Genomic DNA, 16,061 nt, shown 5'->3' with positions numbered 1-16,061 from the left:
ATAACACCTCCTTGTTAAAAGTGTTGCTGTTATAAGAAAAAACTATGCGTAAATAAAGTGGATTAACTTTCATAAAAAGTTCCCATAATGGAAAACATAGGAGGTGAAGTTGATGGATGGAAGTACTTTTTATTTTGTAGCTTGGATAGGGTGGATCATCGTAACCTTTTTTATGAAAAAGGACCCTATTCGGTGGAAGTTAGGCGCTTGTATAATGATTTTTATAATTTGCTCTCCGTTACATGTAACGATTGCCTCATTCGTGGTATCAGTAAATGCTCTTCTACTTTGTATTATTTCTTTTATAGGAATTACGCTATATTCTGTTTGGAAAAAATTATATAGCTTACTTTCGGCACTTATTATTGCAATGTTATATACAAGTTTTCATTTGTTAGAAATATATGATCCGATTTGGATTGTGGTGGATAGAGTGTTTCTGCTAAGTAGTGCTCTTGTGTATGCATCGGTGTTATTGCATGGGGATCGCATATTACGATTATGTTCCCTATATGTAGGGATGTTACAAGGAGAGTTGCTAGTGACATTTATTTTTCGGAAATTGAATTTTCCATATGATTACGGTAGTTTAGCATTTTTTGATATCGTCGCCGTTTCTACATTATTCATGGCAGTATTGTTTTGGATTGCAAAAGCATCAGTATACATGGAACAGTTTAAGAGAAAAACACGTAAAAGAAAGGCGAGGGTAATGCATGACTGAATATACATCAGCCATTTTATGCGGCGTAATAGCGGGGACAGTTACAAGAGTGTTAATGCTTCGGACGGATACGCGGCAATATCCGACGAGGCTGCATGGGAAAATTATTCATATTGCAATGGGGTTAATTGCAGCTGCTTTAGGAGCGATTGCAATCCCGTCTATTTTGAAAAAAGATTTTTCTGCCATTACATTTCTTACGTTAGCGGCAACACAATTTCGTGATGTACGTAATATGGAAAGAAACACGCTTCAACAATTAGATGGATATGAGCTCGTACCGCGTGGAAATACATATATTGAAGGAATTGCATTGGTTTTTGAAAGTCGCAACTATTTGGCGATGTTAACGTCGTTTGCAACGACATTTGCGTATATAGGGTTCCGTTCATGGATTGCGGGAGTAATTATGGCTATAATCGCATTTTTTATTGCGAAAAAATTAATGTCTGGAAAAAGGCTACATGATCTTGTTGAAATTGAGCACGTGCCCCTTCGTTTTGAAGGGGCAGGACTGTATATTGATAATATTTATATTATGAATATTGGATTGCCGGCGAGGCAAGAAGAGATTATGAAATATGGCATGGGGTTTATTTTAAAACCGAAATCAATTGATGCGATGGTGACAATCTCAAATTTAGGGCAACGGCAAGCTGTTTTACACGATGTTTCGGTGGCGCTAGGGATTTATAGAGATTCTGGTACACCAGCGCTTGTACCGTTAGCAAAGCGTGATTTAGAGGATGGTAGGGTTGGAATTTTTGTCTTACCGCAAGATCAAGATGCAGAGAAAGCGATAAGTGTTATAGGAAATGTACCAACGTTAGAAAGTGCCGTCCATATGTCATCGGAAGCCCCGAAAGGAAGGGGAGATAAGAGATGATGTTAGAAAGCGTTATCCTGGCAGTTATTACAACAGCGCCAGAAAAATTTGCAGGTGGTGCTCCTTTATTTGTTTGTGAGTCGATGGAGGAACTAGAATTTGTTGCAAATAATTTAGAGGCAATTTTAGATGGTATTGCGCATCGCTTACAAGAGAATGTATATATTATTGTGAAACATTAGGAACGTGTGTTATAATGTGAGGTGTTTTGATACGTTGAGAAATATTCTGGAATGCAAATCCCTTCTTGCACAAAGAAGGGTTTTTTACATAATAAACAGAAGCAAGTTGAAAGGATGAAAGTATATGCCGAAACCAGTAATAGCAATAGTAGGCCGCCCGAACGTAGGAAAATCTACTATTTTCAATAGAATAGTTGGAGAAAGAGTTTCAATCGTAGAAGATATCCCAGGTATAACTCGAGACCGTATTTATAGTGCGGGAGAATGGTTAAATCATGAGTTTAACATTATTGATACAGGTGGAATTGATATTGGAGACGAGCCGTTCTTGACACAAATTCGTCAACAGGCGGAAGTTGCGATTGATGAAGCAGATGTTATCATTTTTATGACGAATGGTCGCGATGGTGTAACTGCAGCGGATGAAGAAGTTGCTAAAATTTTGTATCGTTCTAAAAAACCAATTGTACTTGCGGTAAATAAGGTTGATAATCCAGAAATGCGTAGTGATATTTATGATTTTTATTCATTAGGATTTGGCGAGCCATTCCCGATTTCAGGTACACACGGTTTAGGACTTGGTGATTTGTTAGATGAAGCTGCAAATCATTTTCCAAAGATTGAAGAAGAGGCGTATGACGATGAAACAATCCGTTTCTCTTTAATTGGACGTCCAAATGTAGGGAAATCATCGCTTGTAAATGCACTTCTTGGTCAAGAACGTGTAATTGTAAGTAATATCGCAGGAACGACGCGTGATGCTGTCGATACACCATATAGTAAAGATGATCAAGATTATGTAATCATTGATACAGCTGGTATGCGTAAAAAAGGAAAAGTATATGAAAGTACAGAAAAGTATAGTGTACTTCGTGCACTTAGAGCGATTGAACGTTCTGACGTTGTTTTAGTTGTTTTAGACGGAGAAGAAGGAATTATTGAGCAAGATAAAAAAATCGCTGGATATGCTCATGATTCAGGACGAGCTGTTATTATCGTTGTAAACAAATGGGATGCAGTGAAAAAAGATGAAAAAACAATGAAAGCATTTGAAGAAAATATTCGCGCTCATTTCCAATTCTTGGATTATGCACCGATTGTATTCTTATCTGCAAAAACGAAAAAACGTACACAAACGTTATTACCGGTTATCAATGAGGTAAATGAAAGCCATAGTATCCGTGTACAAACAAACGTATTAAACGATGTAATTATGGATGCGGTAGCGATGAATCCAACACCGACTCATAATGGTAGCCGTCTGAAAATCTTCTATGCGACACAGGTTGCGGTAAAACCACCGACATTTGTTGTGTTTGTAAACGATACAGAATTAATGCACTTTTCATATGAGCGCTTCTTAAAGAATCGTTTACGTGAAGCGTTCGGTTTTGTAGGAACGCCGATTCACATTATTGCTCGAGCAAGAGACTAATGGAGAGGATGTGATTTTATGACAAAAATCACAGTAGTAGGAGCAGGTAGCTGGGGAACAGCGTTAGCGATGGTATTAGCTGACAATGGACATGATGTACGTATTTGGGGAAATCGCTCAGAACTTATAGATGAAATGAATACGAAACATGAGAATAGTCGATATCTCCCAGGCATTACATTGCCAAGCACAATCGTAGCCTACTCTTCTTTAGAAGAAGCATTAGTAGATGTAAATACAGTACTGCTAGTAGTACCGACGAAAGCGTACAGAGATGTATTACAAGAGATGAAAGAAATTGTTACAGAACCGATTACTTGGATTCATGCGAGTAAAGGGATTGAACCTGGTACGTCAAAACGTATTTCGGAAGTGATCGAGGAAGAAATTCCAGAGAACTTAATTAAAGATGTTGTTGTATTGTCTGGACCGAGTCATGCTGAAGAAGTTGGTTTACGACAAGCGACAACAGTTACGTCTGCAGCAAAGCGTATGGAAGCGGCTGAGGAAGTACAAGATTTATTTATGAATAGTTATTTCCGTGTATACACAAATCCAGATATCGTTGGAGTTGAACTTGGTGGTGCGTTAAAAAATATTATCGCATTAGCTGCTGGTATAACTGATGGTCTTGGATTAGGTGATAATGCAAAAGCGGCATTGATGACACGTGGTTTAACAGAGATTGCTCGTTTAGGAAGAAAAATGGGCGGGAATCCGTTAACGTTTGCTGGTCTAACCGGTATGGGAGACTTAATTGTAACTTGTACAAGTGTTCATAGCCGAAATTGGCGCGCTGGAAATATGCTTGGAAAAGGACATTCTTTAGAAGAAGTGTTAGAAAGCATGGGTATGGTTGTAGAAGGTGTAAGAACAACGAAAGCTGCTCATGAATTGGCAGAGAAAATGGAAGTTGAAATGCCGATTACAGCTGCTTTATATGACGTGCTGTTCAATGGGAATAACGTAAAAGATGCGGTAGGCTCATTGATGGGACGTGTTCGAAAACATGAAGTGGAAGCTATACCTGACTTACTGTAAAGAAAAGCAACAGAAGTACATTTGTACTTCTGTCGCTTTTTTATTTTATGGGTCTTTTCACCATTTTTTTATTTTTGCATAGGATGAAGAGTAACTTGAGGAGAGGGTGAAAAGAATGGATAATAACATTTTTAATAATATTGAGAAGGAAGCGAAAGTAAATAAAGAGGATATTTTTAAATTAGCGTCATCCGTGCAAAATGCGAATTTACGTGATGAAACTGTACTTCGTCAATTAATTCATCAAGTGGCTCTTATGGCGGGACGTGAAGTGCCGAAAGAGCAAGAGGATCAAATTGTAAAAGCGATTATTAATAATAATATGCCAGCAGATTTTGGCTCGTTAAGCAAAATGTTTAAAAAATAAATTATGAGAAACAAAGAGTTTGTAGATTGCATATGATAGCCATGAAAGAATGGGAATAGAGCTGTTTTTGGGCATATTTGGTCAACCGAAGCGAGAGATACAATCGCTTCGGTTTTATTTTTATCTAGATTAGTGGAAAATGCTGAAAAACCTATTGATTAAAGTTACATATTCGTAATTTGTAGTAAAATGTTCTTTTTGTATTTGTTTAAAGATTTTAATTTGTTAAAATAGTATAAAAATAGATTAATAAAAAGGGGTGTGTATATGTCAGAAGGGCTTATGAAAATGTGGTTGGCTTTAGGGGCAATTGGATTTATGTTTTTTGCAGTAAGTTTTATTTTATTAAGTAGACATAAAATACAGAATAAATTTTTGAAAGGGATTACAGCGTTAGTAGCGTACACCCTTATGGTTGTGTCAGGAATTGTTATTTTTCTTGTTGTATTTAGTGGACCTGTACAGCAGTAAATGGAATGGTCTCGAAAATACTACATACGGAGCAAGTTATATTAGTATGAAAAGGTGATGCTAGTGAAAAAAGTCCATATTATTTTAATATTTTGTTGTATGAGCCTTTTAACGGGGTGTCTGTATCCGAAAGAAAATATGAAGCAAAATGCGGTTCCTTATGAAGATCAGCTACAGGTTGTTCAAAAAGCTGTTGTGACATTTAAGGAGCAAAATGATGGGATATTGCCAATTAAGACGAGGGATATGAGTACACCTATTTATCAAAAGTATCCAATCGACTTTCAACAGATTGCCCCGCGTTACATACAAGAAGCACCAGGGAATGCATATGAAAGTGGAGGAGTATATCAATACGTATTAATAGACGTTGAAACAAATCCAACAGTAAAGTTAATTGATGTTAGGATGGCTGAACAAATTCAGGAACTATCTTTAAAGCTTAGGATGTATCGTGATGAACATCAATATCCACCTTTTAAAAAAGTAATTTCAGATGGTGTATATGAATTGGATTTTAAAAAACTAGGATATAAAGATGTGCCACAAGTGACAAGTCCATATTCTGGTAAAGGACTTCCTTTTGTAATTAATGAAAAAGGAGAAGTTTTTGTTGATTATAGAATCGACTTATATGACGCTTTGAAAAAAAATGAAGGGCAGTTTACGGAGGGAGAAGATATTCGAAATATACTTTCGAAAGGTTCCCCGTTTGTACCAGCTTATTCTTTACCGTACACAGTAAAGGACGGAGAACCAATTTTTTTAAAATCATAAGTCATGAACCTTTCTTTTAGTGAATAAGTTCTAGAAGAAAGGTTTTTTATGTTATACAACTTACGATGCAAACAAAAGATATTTTTTAATAGTCATATGAAATTGGACAAAATTATATGATATATTGTCCGAACTTCTAGAATACCATTATATTATATCAGATATTATAGGCAACGTTAGAGAAGGTATTAGTTGACTATAAACGCGGAATTATTCCCAAAAATTTTGAGGGAGGGAATCACTTGGAAAAGGTAGATATTTTTAAAGATATTGCAGAACGAACAGGCGGTGATATTTATTTTGGAGTTGTAGGAGCTGTTCGAACAGGGAAATCAACATTCATTAAAAAATTTATGGAACTTGTAGTTATTCCAAATATTGAGAATGAGTCTGACCGTCAAAGAGCGCAGGATGAATTGCCTCAAAGTGCTGCTGGTCGTACAATTATGACGACGGAACCGAAGTTTGTTCCAAACCAAGCGGTTTCTATCGAAGTAGATGAAGGACTTGAAGTGAATATTCGATTAGTAGATTGTGTTGGATATACGGTTCCAGGAGCGAAGGGCTATGAAGATGAGAATGGCCCGCGCATGATTAATACCCCTTGGTATGAAGAACCTATTCCATTCCATGAAGCTGCAGAAATCGGCACGCGTAAAGTAATTCAAGAACATTCAACAATTGGTGTTGTAATTACAACAGATGGAACAATTGGTGAAATTCCAAGAAGAGATTATATAGAGGCAGAAGAACGCGTTGTAAATGAATTGAAAGAAGTAGGAAAACCTTTCATTATGATAATTAATACGGTACAGCCGTATCATCCAGATACAGAGCAATTACGCCAAAGTTTATCAGAAGAATATGATATCCCGGTTATTGCAATGAGTGTGGAGAGTTTAAGAGAAACAGATGTATATAATGTACTTCGTGAAGCGCTATTTGAATTCCCTGTATTAGAAGTGAATGTGAACCTTCCGAGCTGGGTAATGGTGCTAAATGAAGGGCATTGGTTGCGTCAAAGTTATCAAGAAGCAGTTCAAGAAACTGTGAAGGATATAAAACGTCTTCGTGATGTGGATCGGGTTGTTTGGCAGTTTAGTCAATATGAATTTATTGATCGAGCGAGCTTAGCTGGCATTGATATGGGGCAAGGTGTGGCGGAGATTGATTTATATGCGCCAGATGAATTATATGATCAGATTTTAAAAGAAGTAGTAGGGGTAGAAATTCGGGGGAAAGATCATTTATTGAAGCTTATGCTCGATTTATCTCATGCGAAAACAGAATACGACCAAGTCGCAGACGCACTGCGTATGGTTAAACAAACAGGATATGGTGTAGCAGCGCCTGCGCTAGCAGATATGAGCTTAGATGAGCCAGAAATTATTCGTCACGGTTCAAGGTTTGGTGTGAAGTTAAAAGCGGTAGCGCCATCCATTCATATGATTAAAGTAGATGTAGAGTCAACGTTTGAACCGATCATTGGTACTGAAAAGCAAAGTGAAGAATTAGTTCGTTATTTAATGCAAGATTTTGAAGATGACCCGTTATCAATTTGGAATTCTGATATATTTGGACGTTCGCTTAGCTCAATTGTTCGAGAAGGAATTCAAGCGAAATTATCCTTAATGCCAGAAAACGCTAGATATAAATTAAAAGAAACGCTAGAAAGAATTATTAATGAAGGATCTGGCGGATTAATTGCGATTATACTATAAGAAAAATCCCTCTCATTGTAGAGGGATTTTTTGTTTTTTTTTGATTATAAAATAGAAAAATAAACAGTCATTATCTAATACATTGTTGTAAATTGTCAAGTTTCATCAGATTTTCACATTTTCACAGTAACAATTTCCTTAAAAATATTGAATTATAAAGGAGAATCGTATAATATAGGCGTTGATAATGATTTATCTACATCTTTGTAGTATAGAATTTGTAAAAATTGCCTACAAATGAAAGTAAGACTCATTTTATGATCATTATACAGTCTTATCTTTGGGAGGAGGTGAATGGCATGAACAAGACAGATTTAATCAATGCTGTTGCAGAAGCAAGTTCCCTTTCTAAAAAGGACGCAACAAAAGCAGTAGACGCTGTTTTTGATTCTATCTTAGAAGCTTTAAAACAAGGTGATAAAGTACAACTGATCGGATTCGGTAACTTCGAAGTTCGTGAGCGTGCGGCTCGTAAAGGTCGTAACCCACAAACAGGTGAGGAGATTGAAATCGCTGCAAGTAAAGTACCTGCATTCAAACCTGGTAAAGCGTTAAAAGATGCGGTTAAATAATCCTTACATATTAACAGGGAAGAAGAGTTTCCTTTTTGGGAACTCTTCTTTTTGCTTTTAAAAACATAAATATGCTAGAATGTGTTCGTATCACTTTTAGGTTTTCGGGAGGGCTAGCGGATGGCAAAAGTTAATTTAGAACAAATTGAACATGCAGTACGCCTTATTTTAGAGGCGATTGGGGATGATCCAAATCGTGAGGGAGTACTTGATACACCAAAACGTGTTGCAAAAATGTACGCAGAAGTGTTCTCAGGTATGCATGAAGATCCGAAAGAGCATTTGCATAAAGTATTCGGAGAAGATCACGAAGAGCTTGTACTAGTAAAAGATATACCATTTTATTCGATGTGTGAGCATCATTTAGTTCCATTCTATGGAGTTGCTCACGTTGCATATATTCCGCAAGGTGGAAAGGTGACAGGGTTAAGTAAATTAGCTCGTACTGTAGATACAATTGCACGTCGTCCACAACTGCAAGAACGTATTACATCAACAGTAGCGAACTCTATTATGGAAGTATTAGAGCCTCATGGTGTAATGGTAGTAGTAGAAGCAGAACATATGTGTATGACGATGCGTGGTGTGAAAAAACCAGGTGCGAAAACAGTAACGACAGCAGTGCGTGGTGTGCTTGAAAATGATGCTGCAGCGCGCAGTGAAATTTTATCGTTTATTAAAACGAAGTAAAGAAAAGCGGGAAACTGCTTTTCTTTTTTTTTTTAGTAAATAAATGATATAGTTTTAGCTAGACAGAGTGAGATTAGAAAAATTGCTTACATGAATGGTAGGTGTAGCCAAGTTTTGGTTATAGAAAATAGAGTGTATGTGTTATAATAAGTTTTATGAATTAGAAAACAAGGGTGATTTTTTGTGTGTGACATCTACGGAGGGTATGCGGGTATAAAAGAGAAATTGATGGAGAAATTACGCCATCCTTATTTTATAAACTATATTGAAGAACCATTTATTGATGAAGAAAAGATAGCATTGTTATATGGTGCTTTAAAGAGTGCAAACTTACATATAGAACAAATTGAGCATTACGTAGTAACGATTATGCTTGTGCAAATTGCGCTTGATACGCATGAAAAGGTATCAAATAAAGCAGGCGAGGAAGCGATTGAATCGCATAAATGTCGTCAATTAACAGTACTTGCAGGCGATTACTATAGTGGACTATATTATTATTTATTGTCTATGAATCGTGATATTGTTTTAATTCGTGCACTTGCTGAAGGAATTAAAGAGATAAATGAACACAAAATTATGTTATACCAAAAAGCGCATGAAACGACGGATGACATAATGAAAAGCGTAGTAACGATTGAGTCTGCGCTCCTTCAAAAAACATGTGATCATTTTCATTTATCACATTGGAAGCCATTTATCACATACGTATTAGGTGGAAATCGTCTTCAAAAAGAAATTCAATTGTATGCTGATAAACAACATTCACCTGTTTTTCAAGCGATGCAAGATGCTTTAGGGGATAAAGCAGAAGTAGTGATTAATAGTTGGATGATGGAATTGAGAAAGAAAGAAAAACAATTTTTAGAAAATCACATAGACATTAATGAAATAAATTCTGTGTTAAGGGATAAATAGAAGACATAAGCAATTTTACATTGGAAGAAGGTACGAGCATGCAACAATCAAAAGAAGAAAGAGTACATGACGTATTTGAAAAGATTTCTGATAAATACGATGTGATGAATTCTGTAATTAGTTTTCAAAGACATAAAGCGTGGCGTAAAGAAACGATGCGAATTATGGATGTACAACCAGGCAGTCAAGCGCTTGATGTATGCTGTGGAACCGCAGATTGGACAATTGCGCTAGCTGGAGCGGTAGGTGAACAAGGAAAGGTTGTTGGCTTAGACTTCAGTGAAAATATGTTATCTGTCGGTAAGCAAAAGGTAGAGGCGTTACAATTAAAACAAGTAGAACTTCTACATGGGAATGCAATGGAACTTCCATTTGAAGATAATACGTTTGATTATGTGACGATTGGGTTTGGTTTACGTAACGTACCGGATTATATGCACGTATTAAAAGAAATGACACGTGTAGTAAAACCAGGTGGAAAAGTAATCTGTTTAGAAACATCTCAACCAACAATGATTGGTTTTCGACAAGGGTATATTTTATACTTTAAATATATCATGCCGTTATTTGGAAAGATGTTTGCGAAAAGTTATAAAGAATATTCATGGCTTCAAGAATCTGCTAGTACGTTCCCAGGGATGAAAGAACTGGCTCAAATGTTTGAGCAAGCTGGACTTGAACGTGTGCAAGTAAAACCATTTACTTTTGGGGTAGCAGCGATGCATTTAGGTATTAAACCAGAATCAAAATAGAAAAAAGAAGTTTTAGGTTAAGGTGAACAATATGAAGTTACAACTTATGTACTCTTTTTTACGATCGGATATTAATGTGATAGAAAAAGAATTAAAAAAGACAGTCGCTTCTGAACAGCCATTAGTAGAAGAGGCAGCATTACAGCTTATTGAAGCTGGTGGGAAGCGAATTCGTCCTGTATTTGTGTTGCTTGCAGGGAAATTTGGAGATTATAAGTTAGATGCAATTAAGCATGTTGCTGTTGCGTTAGAACTTATTCATATGGCTTCTCTTGTTCACGATGATGTTATTGATGCTGCATTTTTACGACGCGGCAGTGCGACTGTGAATGCAAAATGGGGAGATCGTATTGCGATGTATACAGGGGACTATCTGTTCGCTAAGTCTCTTGAATGTATAACAAATATCGAAATTCCAGAGGCACATCAAGCGTTATCGCATACTATTTTAGAAGTCTGTAAAGGTGAAATTGAACAAATTAAAGATAAATACAATTATGACCAAAATTTAAGAACGTATTTAAGAAGAATAAAGCGAAAAACAGCATTATTAATTGCCGCGAGTTGTCAATTGGGAGCGATTGCTGCTGGTGCTAATCGTGATACGGTAAATCGTCTATTTTGGTATGGGTATTTTGTAGGAATGTCTTATCAAATTATTGATGACATTTTAGACTTCGTTTCTACAGAAGAGAAACTTGGAAAACCTGCTGGTGGAGATTTACTACAAGGGAATATTACACTTCCTGCTTTATATGCGATGGAAGATCCCGTACTTCGTCAGAAAATCACATCTGTACATGAAAATTCAACAGCAAGTGAAATGCAAGAAATTATTGATGCTGTAAAAAATAGTACAGCAATTGATCAAGCATTTGCGTTTAGTGAACGTTATTTACATAAAGCTTTAGAAATAATAAAACCACTCCCACGTGGACAAGCAAAGTACGCATTACAAAATGTTGCAAAGTATATTGGAAAACGAAAATTTTAATGTTTATTCTAAAAAATAAAATAATCTCTCTATTTCAAAACTATTGCACAATTGTGATAAGGGTGATAATATGTGTGTGGGGATATACAATTACATACATAATTCAGAAGTGGAGAGATTTTTTATGGAAAAAACATTTCTAATGGTAAAACCAGACGGTGTACAACGTGCCTTCATTGGGGAAATTGTAGCTCGTTTTGAGAAAAAAGGCTTTCAATTAGTTGGTGCAAAATTAATGCAAGTCACTCCGGAAATTGCTGGACAACACTACGCTGAGCATAAGGAAAAACCTTTCTTTGGTGAGTTAGTAGACTTTATTACATCTGGACCTGTGTTCGCAATGGTATGGCAAGGTGAAGGTGTAGTAGATACAGCGCGTAACATGATGGGGAAAACAAGACCACATGAAGCAGCTCCTGGAACAATTCGTGGAGATTTCGGTGTAACTGTTGCGAAAAACATTATCCATGGTTCTGATTCTTTAGAAAGCGCAGAGCGCGAGATTGCTATTTTCTTTAAAGAAGAAGAATTAGTTGACTACTCAAAATTAATGAATGAATGGATTTACTAATTATTTTGAAATAATTTGTAAACGCTTTAATCACTGTGATAATAGTAAAAAGTGCAAGAAGAATAGGGGTATTCTTCTTGCACTTTTTTTATTTTCAATTAGTTACGAAGTTTGAGCTGTTATGATATATTGATATTTAAATTAGGCCTATCGGAAATATAGAATAAGAAAATGGTCGATATATGATATAATTTCTTTAATATTTTTAGAATGATAAAAGTTAATATAGTGAGATAAATACATATACGAAAAGAGGAATAACGTATGCGATATATTACAGCTGGTGAATCTCATGGTCCGCAACTTACAACAATTATAGAGGGTGTTCCAGCAGGATTGTCTTTAGTAGCGGATGATATAAACGAAGAGTTAGCTAGAAGGCAAAAGGGGTATGGGCGTGGTAGACGCATGCAAATTGAAACGGATCAAGTGCAAATTTTAAGTGGTGTTAGACATGGAGAAACATTAGGTTCCCCTATTGCACTCGTTGTTGAAAATCGTGATTTTGCCCATTGGATAAAAGTTATGGGTGCAGAACCTTTAACGAAACAAGAAGAAAAAGAGATGAAAAGGAAAGTGACAAAACCAAGGCCTGGGCATGCTGATTTAAATGGTGCAATTAAATATGGTCATAGAGATATGAGGAATGTACTGGAACGTTCGTCAGCGCGCGAAACGACGGTGCGTGTTGCTGCTGGTGCGGTTGCTAAAAAGGTGTTAGCAGAACTTGGTATTAAAGTGGCGGGCCATGTAATTGAAATTGGCGGTGTACAAGCTAAGGAGGTTACGTATAGTTCAATTGAAGAATTAAAGAGTATTACAGAAGCATCTCCTGTACGTTGCTTAGATGACGAAGCTGGTAACCAAATGATGAAAGCGATTGATGATGCGAAAGCAAATGGTGATTCAATTGGTGGAATCGTTGAAGTAATTGTGGAAGGAATGCCAATTGGAGTAGGTAGCTACGTGCATTATGATCGAAAACTGGATGCGAAATTAGCAGCTGCAATTATGAGTATTAATGCTTTTAAAGGTGTCGAGATTGGAATTGGTTTTGAAGCAGCGCATAGACCGGGAAGTGAAGTTCATGATGAAATTCTATGGAATGAGGAGCATGGATATACAAAAAGAACAAATAATGCAGGTGGATTGGAAGGTGGTATGACGACTGGAATGCCAATTGTTGTGCGCGGTGTGATGAAACCGATACCTACACTTTATAAACCTCTTCAAAGTGTAGATATTGATACGAAAGAGCCTTTTACAGCGAGCATTGAACGTTCAGATAGTTGTGCAGTACCAGCAGCTAGTGTCGTTGCAGAAGCGGTTGTGGCTTGGGAATTAGCAACAGCTTTAATAGAACAATTCGGATTAGATCGTATGGAACTGATTCGTGAAAATATTGAGAAACATAATGAATATGCGAGGGGATTTTAATGGGAAACATACATATTCAAACGAAATCAAAAGAATATGATGTACATGTTGGTAAAGAAGCGTTGTCACACTTAACAATGATCGTTCAAAATATGCAGCCAGCTGTATCTAACGTAATGATCATTTCAGATGAAGCTGTTGCATCACTACATTTACAGACAGTTATCGATGCATTACAAGTGGAGCAGGACGTGTTTTCGTTTGTTGTACCAAGTGGCGAAAAAGAGAAGTCTTTCGAAAATTTCTATGCGGCTCATACGTCAGCTCTTGAAAATAAATTAGATAGAAATTCTTTAATTCTTGCACTGGGAGGCGGAATGATTGGAGATTTAGCTGGTTTTGTTGCTGCATCGTTTATGCGTGGTATTCGCTTTGTGCAGGTTCCGACGACTTTATTAGCGCACGATAGCGCAGTAGGTGGGAAAGTAGCGATTAATCATCCGTTAGGTAAAAATATGATTGGTGCATTCCATCAGCCAGAAGCAGTTGTATATCATACACCGTTTTTACAGTCTCTTCCTAAAAAAGAGTGGCGTTCAGGTTATGCAGAGGTGATAAAGCATGCTCTTATTGGTGATGTGGAGCTATATCATTGGTTAAAAGAAGAAGTGCAAACATTAGCGGATCTTCGTGATGAGAAGTTAATCCATATATTAACGAAGGCGATTCCTGTAAAGGCAAATGTTGTATCACAAGATGAAACAGAGAAGGGTGTACGTGCCCATTTGAACTTTGGACATACGTTAGGACATGCTCTTGAAAAAGAGCTAGGGTATGGAAATATTACTCACGGTGACGGCGTAGCGGTTGGAATGTTATTCGCCATATTTTTAAGTGAGCAAGTGTACAAGGTTAATCTTGCTTATGAAGATATGAAGCAGTGGTTCTTGAAATACGGCTATCCAAAAATGCCAAGAGATTTGAATGTAGAGCGCCTCGTTCAATTGATGAAACAAGATAAGAAAGCAAATGCAGGAGCAATTCATATGGTGCTTATGCAGGAATATGGGGTAGTGAATGTCGTATCTATTTCAGATGAGACTGTTCATATTGCGTTAGAGGCATTTCAAAAAGATATGGTTTAAAATGATAGCGAAGTGTTGTGAAGTGCTCATTTAGAGGTATTCTCGTAATAGTGACGGTTATGATAAAAGATTACAGTAAGGGGCTATAACTGTATTGTAATCAAATTGAATGAAATGACTGGGGGAAGAAAAATGAGAGTGAAAGAGCAATTGTTAACTTTGAGAGCGTATGTACCTGGGAAAAACATTGAAGAAGTAAAAAGGGAATATGGATTATCGAAAATTGTGAAATTAGCATCGAACGAAAATCCATTCGGTTGCTCAGCGCGTGTGACAGAAGCATTAACTTCTTTAGCGAGCCAATATGCCCTTTATCCAGATGGATATGCCTTTGAACTTCGGACAAAAGTAGCGGAACATTTAGGTGTAAAAGCAGAACAACTACTATTTGGTAGTGGATTAGATGAAGTCATTCAAATGATTAGCCGAGCGTTACTACATGAAGGAACAAACGTTGTAATGGCGAATCCTACGTTTTCACAATATCATCACCATGCTGTTATTGAAGGAGCAGAAGTTCGTGAAGTATCACTTAAAGATGGTATTCACGATTTAGATGCAATGCTAGAGCAAGTAGATGATAAAACGAAAATTGTATGGATTTGTAATCCGAATAATCCGACAGGTACATATGTTGAGAAACAAAAATTACTTTCATTTTTAGAATCGGTTCCTAAGTCGGCTCTCGTTATTATGGACGAAGCATATTATGAATACGCGGAAGCAGAAGACTATCCGCAAACATTACCACTTCTTGAAAAGTATGAAAATCTTATGGTTTTACGCACGTTTTCAAAAGCATATGGTTTAGCTGCTTTTCGTATTGGATATGCGATTGGGGATGCGAAGTTAATCGGACAGCTAGAAGTAGCAAGGTTACCATTCAATACATCAACTGTAGCGCAATCTGTAGCACTCGCTGCATTAGAAGATCAAGCCTTTTTACAAGATTGTGTGAAAAAGAATGCTGAAGGTCTAAATCAGTATTATGCATTTTGTAAAGAATATAACGTATTCTATTATCCATCTCAAACAAATTTCATTTTCTTAAAACTTGGTATACCGGGTAATGAAGCTTTCGAACGATTAATGAAAAAAGGATATATCGTTCGTTCTGGTGCTGCATTTGGTATCGATGATGGTATTCGTATTACTGTCGGTTTGAAAGAAGAAAATGATGAAATTATAGAGTTGCTGAAAGAGCTTGTAAATGAGCAAGTACAGAAAGAAGAAACATATTCTTAAGAGATTGTGAAGGCTCCTATTATAGGAGCCTTTTTTATCGTATTAAAAATAAAGGTTGAAGACTGGTAATTAAGTTGTTCTGTAAATCACGGTTTGTATGGCTTGATAATTAGTGAGAGAAGTTATTTGCACGGTCATAAAAGAAAGCGGTACAATAGAAGATGATGATAAGGTATCGGTGTCATATCCGAAC

General features: G+C 36.7%; 18 protein-coding genes. All 18 read left to right on the top strand.

Features of this window, described 5'->3' with window-relative positions:
- The first annotated feature begins 112 nt into the window (after positions 1 to 112).
- Positions 113 to 724 carry a YphA family membrane protein gene (locus N2V92_RS27310; RefSeq protein ID WP_000349104.1) on the top strand — a complete coding sequence of 204 codons (612 nt, stop codon included), beginning with the start codon at positions 113 to 115 and terminating at the stop codon, positions 722 to 724.
- Complete coding sequence (locus N2V92_RS27305) at positions 717 to 1,610, top strand: YIEGIA family protein (RefSeq protein WP_000141605.1); 894 nt, start codon at positions 717 to 719, stop codon at positions 1,608 to 1,610. Before N2V92_RS27310 ends, N2V92_RS27305 begins: the two co-directional genes overlap by 8 nt.
- A complete protein-coding gene (locus tag N2V92_RS27300; RefSeq protein ID WP_000979048.1) occupies positions 1,607 to 1,792 on the top strand; it encodes a capping complex subunit for YIEGIA in 186 nt (61 codons plus the stop codon). Before N2V92_RS27305 ends, N2V92_RS27300 begins: the two co-directional genes overlap by 4 nt.
- Positions 1,793 to 1,916: 124 nt before the next feature.
- Positions 1,917 to 3,227 (top strand): ribosome biogenesis GTPase Der, encoded by a 1,311-nt coding sequence (gene der / locus N2V92_RS27295; RefSeq protein ID WP_001125890.1) that lies wholly within the window; start codon positions 1,917 to 1,919, stop codon positions 3,225 to 3,227.
- A gap of 18 nt (positions 3,228 to 3,245) precedes the next feature.
- Positions 3,246 to 4,268: an NAD(P)H-dependent glycerol-3-phosphate dehydrogenase gene (locus tag N2V92_RS27290; protein WP_042597472.1), complete on the top strand. Its 1,023-nt coding sequence runs from the start codon at positions 3,246 to 3,248 to the stop codon at positions 4,266 to 4,268.
- Between the two features lie 115 nt (positions 4,269 to 4,383).
- The gene (locus N2V92_RS27285) at positions 4,384 to 4,635 is read left to right on the top strand and encodes a stage VI sporulation protein F (RefSeq protein WP_000369753.1); all 252 of its coding nucleotides are present in this window, start codon (positions 4,384 to 4,386) and stop codon (positions 4,633 to 4,635) included.
- A gap of 267 nt (positions 4,636 to 4,902) precedes the next feature.
- On the top strand, positions 4,903 to 5,106 hold the full coding sequence (locus N2V92_RS27280) for a DUF2768 domain-containing protein (RefSeq protein WP_001289006.1): 204 nt from the start codon (positions 4,903 to 4,905) through the stop codon (positions 5,104 to 5,106).
- 63 nt (positions 5,107 to 5,169) lie between these two features.
- On the top strand, positions 5,170 to 5,883 hold the full coding sequence (locus N2V92_RS27275) for a hypothetical protein (protein WP_000755479.1): 714 nt from the start codon (positions 5,170 to 5,172) through the stop codon (positions 5,881 to 5,883).
- 242 nt (positions 5,884 to 6,125) lie between these two features.
- A complete protein-coding gene (gene spoIVA, locus N2V92_RS27270; protein ID WP_000416521.1) occupies positions 6,126 to 7,604 on the top strand; it encodes a stage IV sporulation protein A in 1,479 nt (492 codons plus the stop codon).
- 299 nt (positions 7,605 to 7,903) lie between these two features.
- Positions 7,904 to 8,176 carry an HU family DNA-binding protein gene (locus tag N2V92_RS27265; RefSeq protein WP_001043860.1) on the top strand — a complete coding sequence of 91 codons (273 nt, stop codon included), beginning with the start codon at positions 7,904 to 7,906 and terminating at the stop codon, positions 8,174 to 8,176.
- Between the two features lie 120 nt (positions 8,177 to 8,296).
- Positions 8,297 to 8,866 carry a GTP cyclohydrolase I FolE gene (gene folE, locus N2V92_RS27260; RefSeq protein WP_001151482.1) on the top strand — a complete coding sequence of 190 codons (570 nt, stop codon included), beginning with the start codon at positions 8,297 to 8,299 and terminating at the stop codon, positions 8,864 to 8,866.
- 183 nt (positions 8,867 to 9,049) lie between these two features.
- Positions 9,050 to 9,784 carry a heptaprenyl diphosphate synthase component 1 gene (locus tag N2V92_RS27255; protein ID WP_000332840.1) on the top strand — a complete coding sequence of 245 codons (735 nt, stop codon included), beginning with the start codon at positions 9,050 to 9,052 and terminating at the stop codon, positions 9,782 to 9,784.
- A gap of 38 nt (positions 9,785 to 9,822) precedes the next feature.
- Positions 9,823 to 10,536 (top strand): 2-heptaprenyl-1,4-naphthoquinone methyltransferase, encoded by a 714-nt coding sequence (menG, locus tag N2V92_RS27250; protein ID WP_001187674.1) that lies wholly within the window; start codon positions 9,823 to 9,825, stop codon positions 10,534 to 10,536.
- A 31-nt stretch (positions 10,537 to 10,567) separates the two neighbouring features.
- Positions 10,568 to 11,530 carry a heptaprenyl diphosphate synthase component II gene (gene hepT, locus N2V92_RS27245; protein ID WP_000776078.1) on the top strand — a complete coding sequence of 321 codons (963 nt, stop codon included), beginning with the start codon at positions 10,568 to 10,570 and terminating at the stop codon, positions 11,528 to 11,530.
- Between the two features lie 124 nt (positions 11,531 to 11,654).
- Positions 11,655 to 12,101: a nucleoside-diphosphate kinase gene (ndk, locus tag N2V92_RS27240; RefSeq protein ID WP_000415883.1), complete on the top strand. Its 447-nt coding sequence runs from the start codon at positions 11,655 to 11,657 to the stop codon at positions 12,099 to 12,101.
- Positions 12,102 to 12,365: 264 nt separating this feature from the next.
- Positions 12,366 to 13,538 (top strand): chorismate synthase, encoded by a 1,173-nt coding sequence (gene aroC, locus N2V92_RS27235; RefSeq protein WP_001269378.1) that lies wholly within the window; start codon positions 12,366 to 12,368, stop codon positions 13,536 to 13,538.
- Positions 13,538 to 14,623: a 3-dehydroquinate synthase gene (aroB, locus tag N2V92_RS27230; RefSeq protein WP_000526805.1), complete on the top strand. Its 1,086-nt coding sequence runs from the start codon at positions 13,538 to 13,540 to the stop codon at positions 14,621 to 14,623. Before aroC ends, aroB begins: the two co-directional genes overlap by 1 nt.
- A gap of 132 nt (positions 14,624 to 14,755) precedes the next feature.
- A complete protein-coding gene (hisC, locus tag N2V92_RS27225; RefSeq protein ID WP_001264022.1) occupies positions 14,756 to 15,868 on the top strand; it encodes a histidinol-phosphate transaminase in 1,113 nt (370 codons plus the stop codon).
- The last annotated feature ends 193 nt before the right edge of the window (positions 15,869 to 16,061 follow it).

Origin of the sequence: Bacillus sp. CH_48 (assembly GCF_038008465.1) — a bacterium.
GTDB classification, from domain to species: Bacteria; Bacillota; Bacilli; order Bacillales; family Bacillaceae_G; genus Bacillus_A; species Bacillus_A thuringiensis_S.
The sequence above is the reverse complement of the archived record's forward strand: the minus strand, read 5'-3'. Positions and strand labels throughout refer to the sequence as shown.

Excerpts from the sequence above, each read along its gene's own strand:
- N2V92_RS27310 (WP_000349104.1), top strand. The coding sequence starts at position 113 with ATGGATGGAAGTACTTTTTATTTTGTAGCTTGGATAGGGTGGATCATC.
- N2V92_RS27305 (WP_000141605.1), top strand. The coding sequence starts at position 717 with ATGACTGAATATACATCAGCCATTTTATGCGGCGTAATAGCGGGGACA.
- N2V92_RS27300 (WP_000979048.1), top strand. The coding sequence starts at position 1,607 with ATGATGTTAGAAAGCGTTATCCTGGCAGTTATTACAACAGCGCCAGAA.
- der (WP_001125890.1), top strand. The coding sequence starts at position 1,917 with ATGCCGAAACCAGTAATAGCAATAGTAGGCCGCCCGAACGTAGGAAAA.
- N2V92_RS27290 (WP_042597472.1), top strand. The coding sequence starts at position 3,246 with ATGACAAAAATCACAGTAGTAGGAGCAGGTAGCTGGGGAACAGCGTTA.
- N2V92_RS27285 (WP_000369753.1), top strand. The coding sequence starts at position 4,384 with ATGGATAATAACATTTTTAATAATATTGAGAAGGAAGCGAAAGTAAAT.
- N2V92_RS27280 (WP_001289006.1), top strand. The coding sequence starts at position 4,903 with ATGTCAGAAGGGCTTATGAAAATGTGGTTGGCTTTAGGGGCAATTGGA.
- N2V92_RS27265 (WP_001043860.1), top strand. The coding sequence starts at position 7,904 with ATGAACAAGACAGATTTAATCAATGCTGTTGCAGAAGCAAGTTCCCTT.
- folE (WP_001151482.1), top strand. The coding sequence starts at position 8,297 with ATGGCAAAAGTTAATTTAGAACAAATTGAACATGCAGTACGCCTTATT.
- menG (WP_001187674.1), top strand. The coding sequence starts at position 9,823 with ATGCAACAATCAAAAGAAGAAAGAGTACATGACGTATTTGAAAAGATT.
- hepT (WP_000776078.1), top strand. The coding sequence starts at position 10,568 with ATGAAGTTACAACTTATGTACTCTTTTTTACGATCGGATATTAATGTG.
- ndk (WP_000415883.1), top strand. The coding sequence starts at position 11,655 with ATGGAAAAAACATTTCTAATGGTAAAACCAGACGGTGTACAACGTGCC.
- aroC (WP_001269378.1), top strand. The coding sequence starts at position 12,366 with ATGCGATATATTACAGCTGGTGAATCTCATGGTCCGCAACTTACAACA.
- aroB (WP_000526805.1), top strand. The coding sequence starts at position 13,538 with ATGGGAAACATACATATTCAAACGAAATCAAAAGAATATGATGTACAT.
- hisC (WP_001264022.1), top strand. The coding sequence starts at position 14,756 with ATGAGAGTGAAAGAGCAATTGTTAACTTTGAGAGCGTATGTACCTGGG.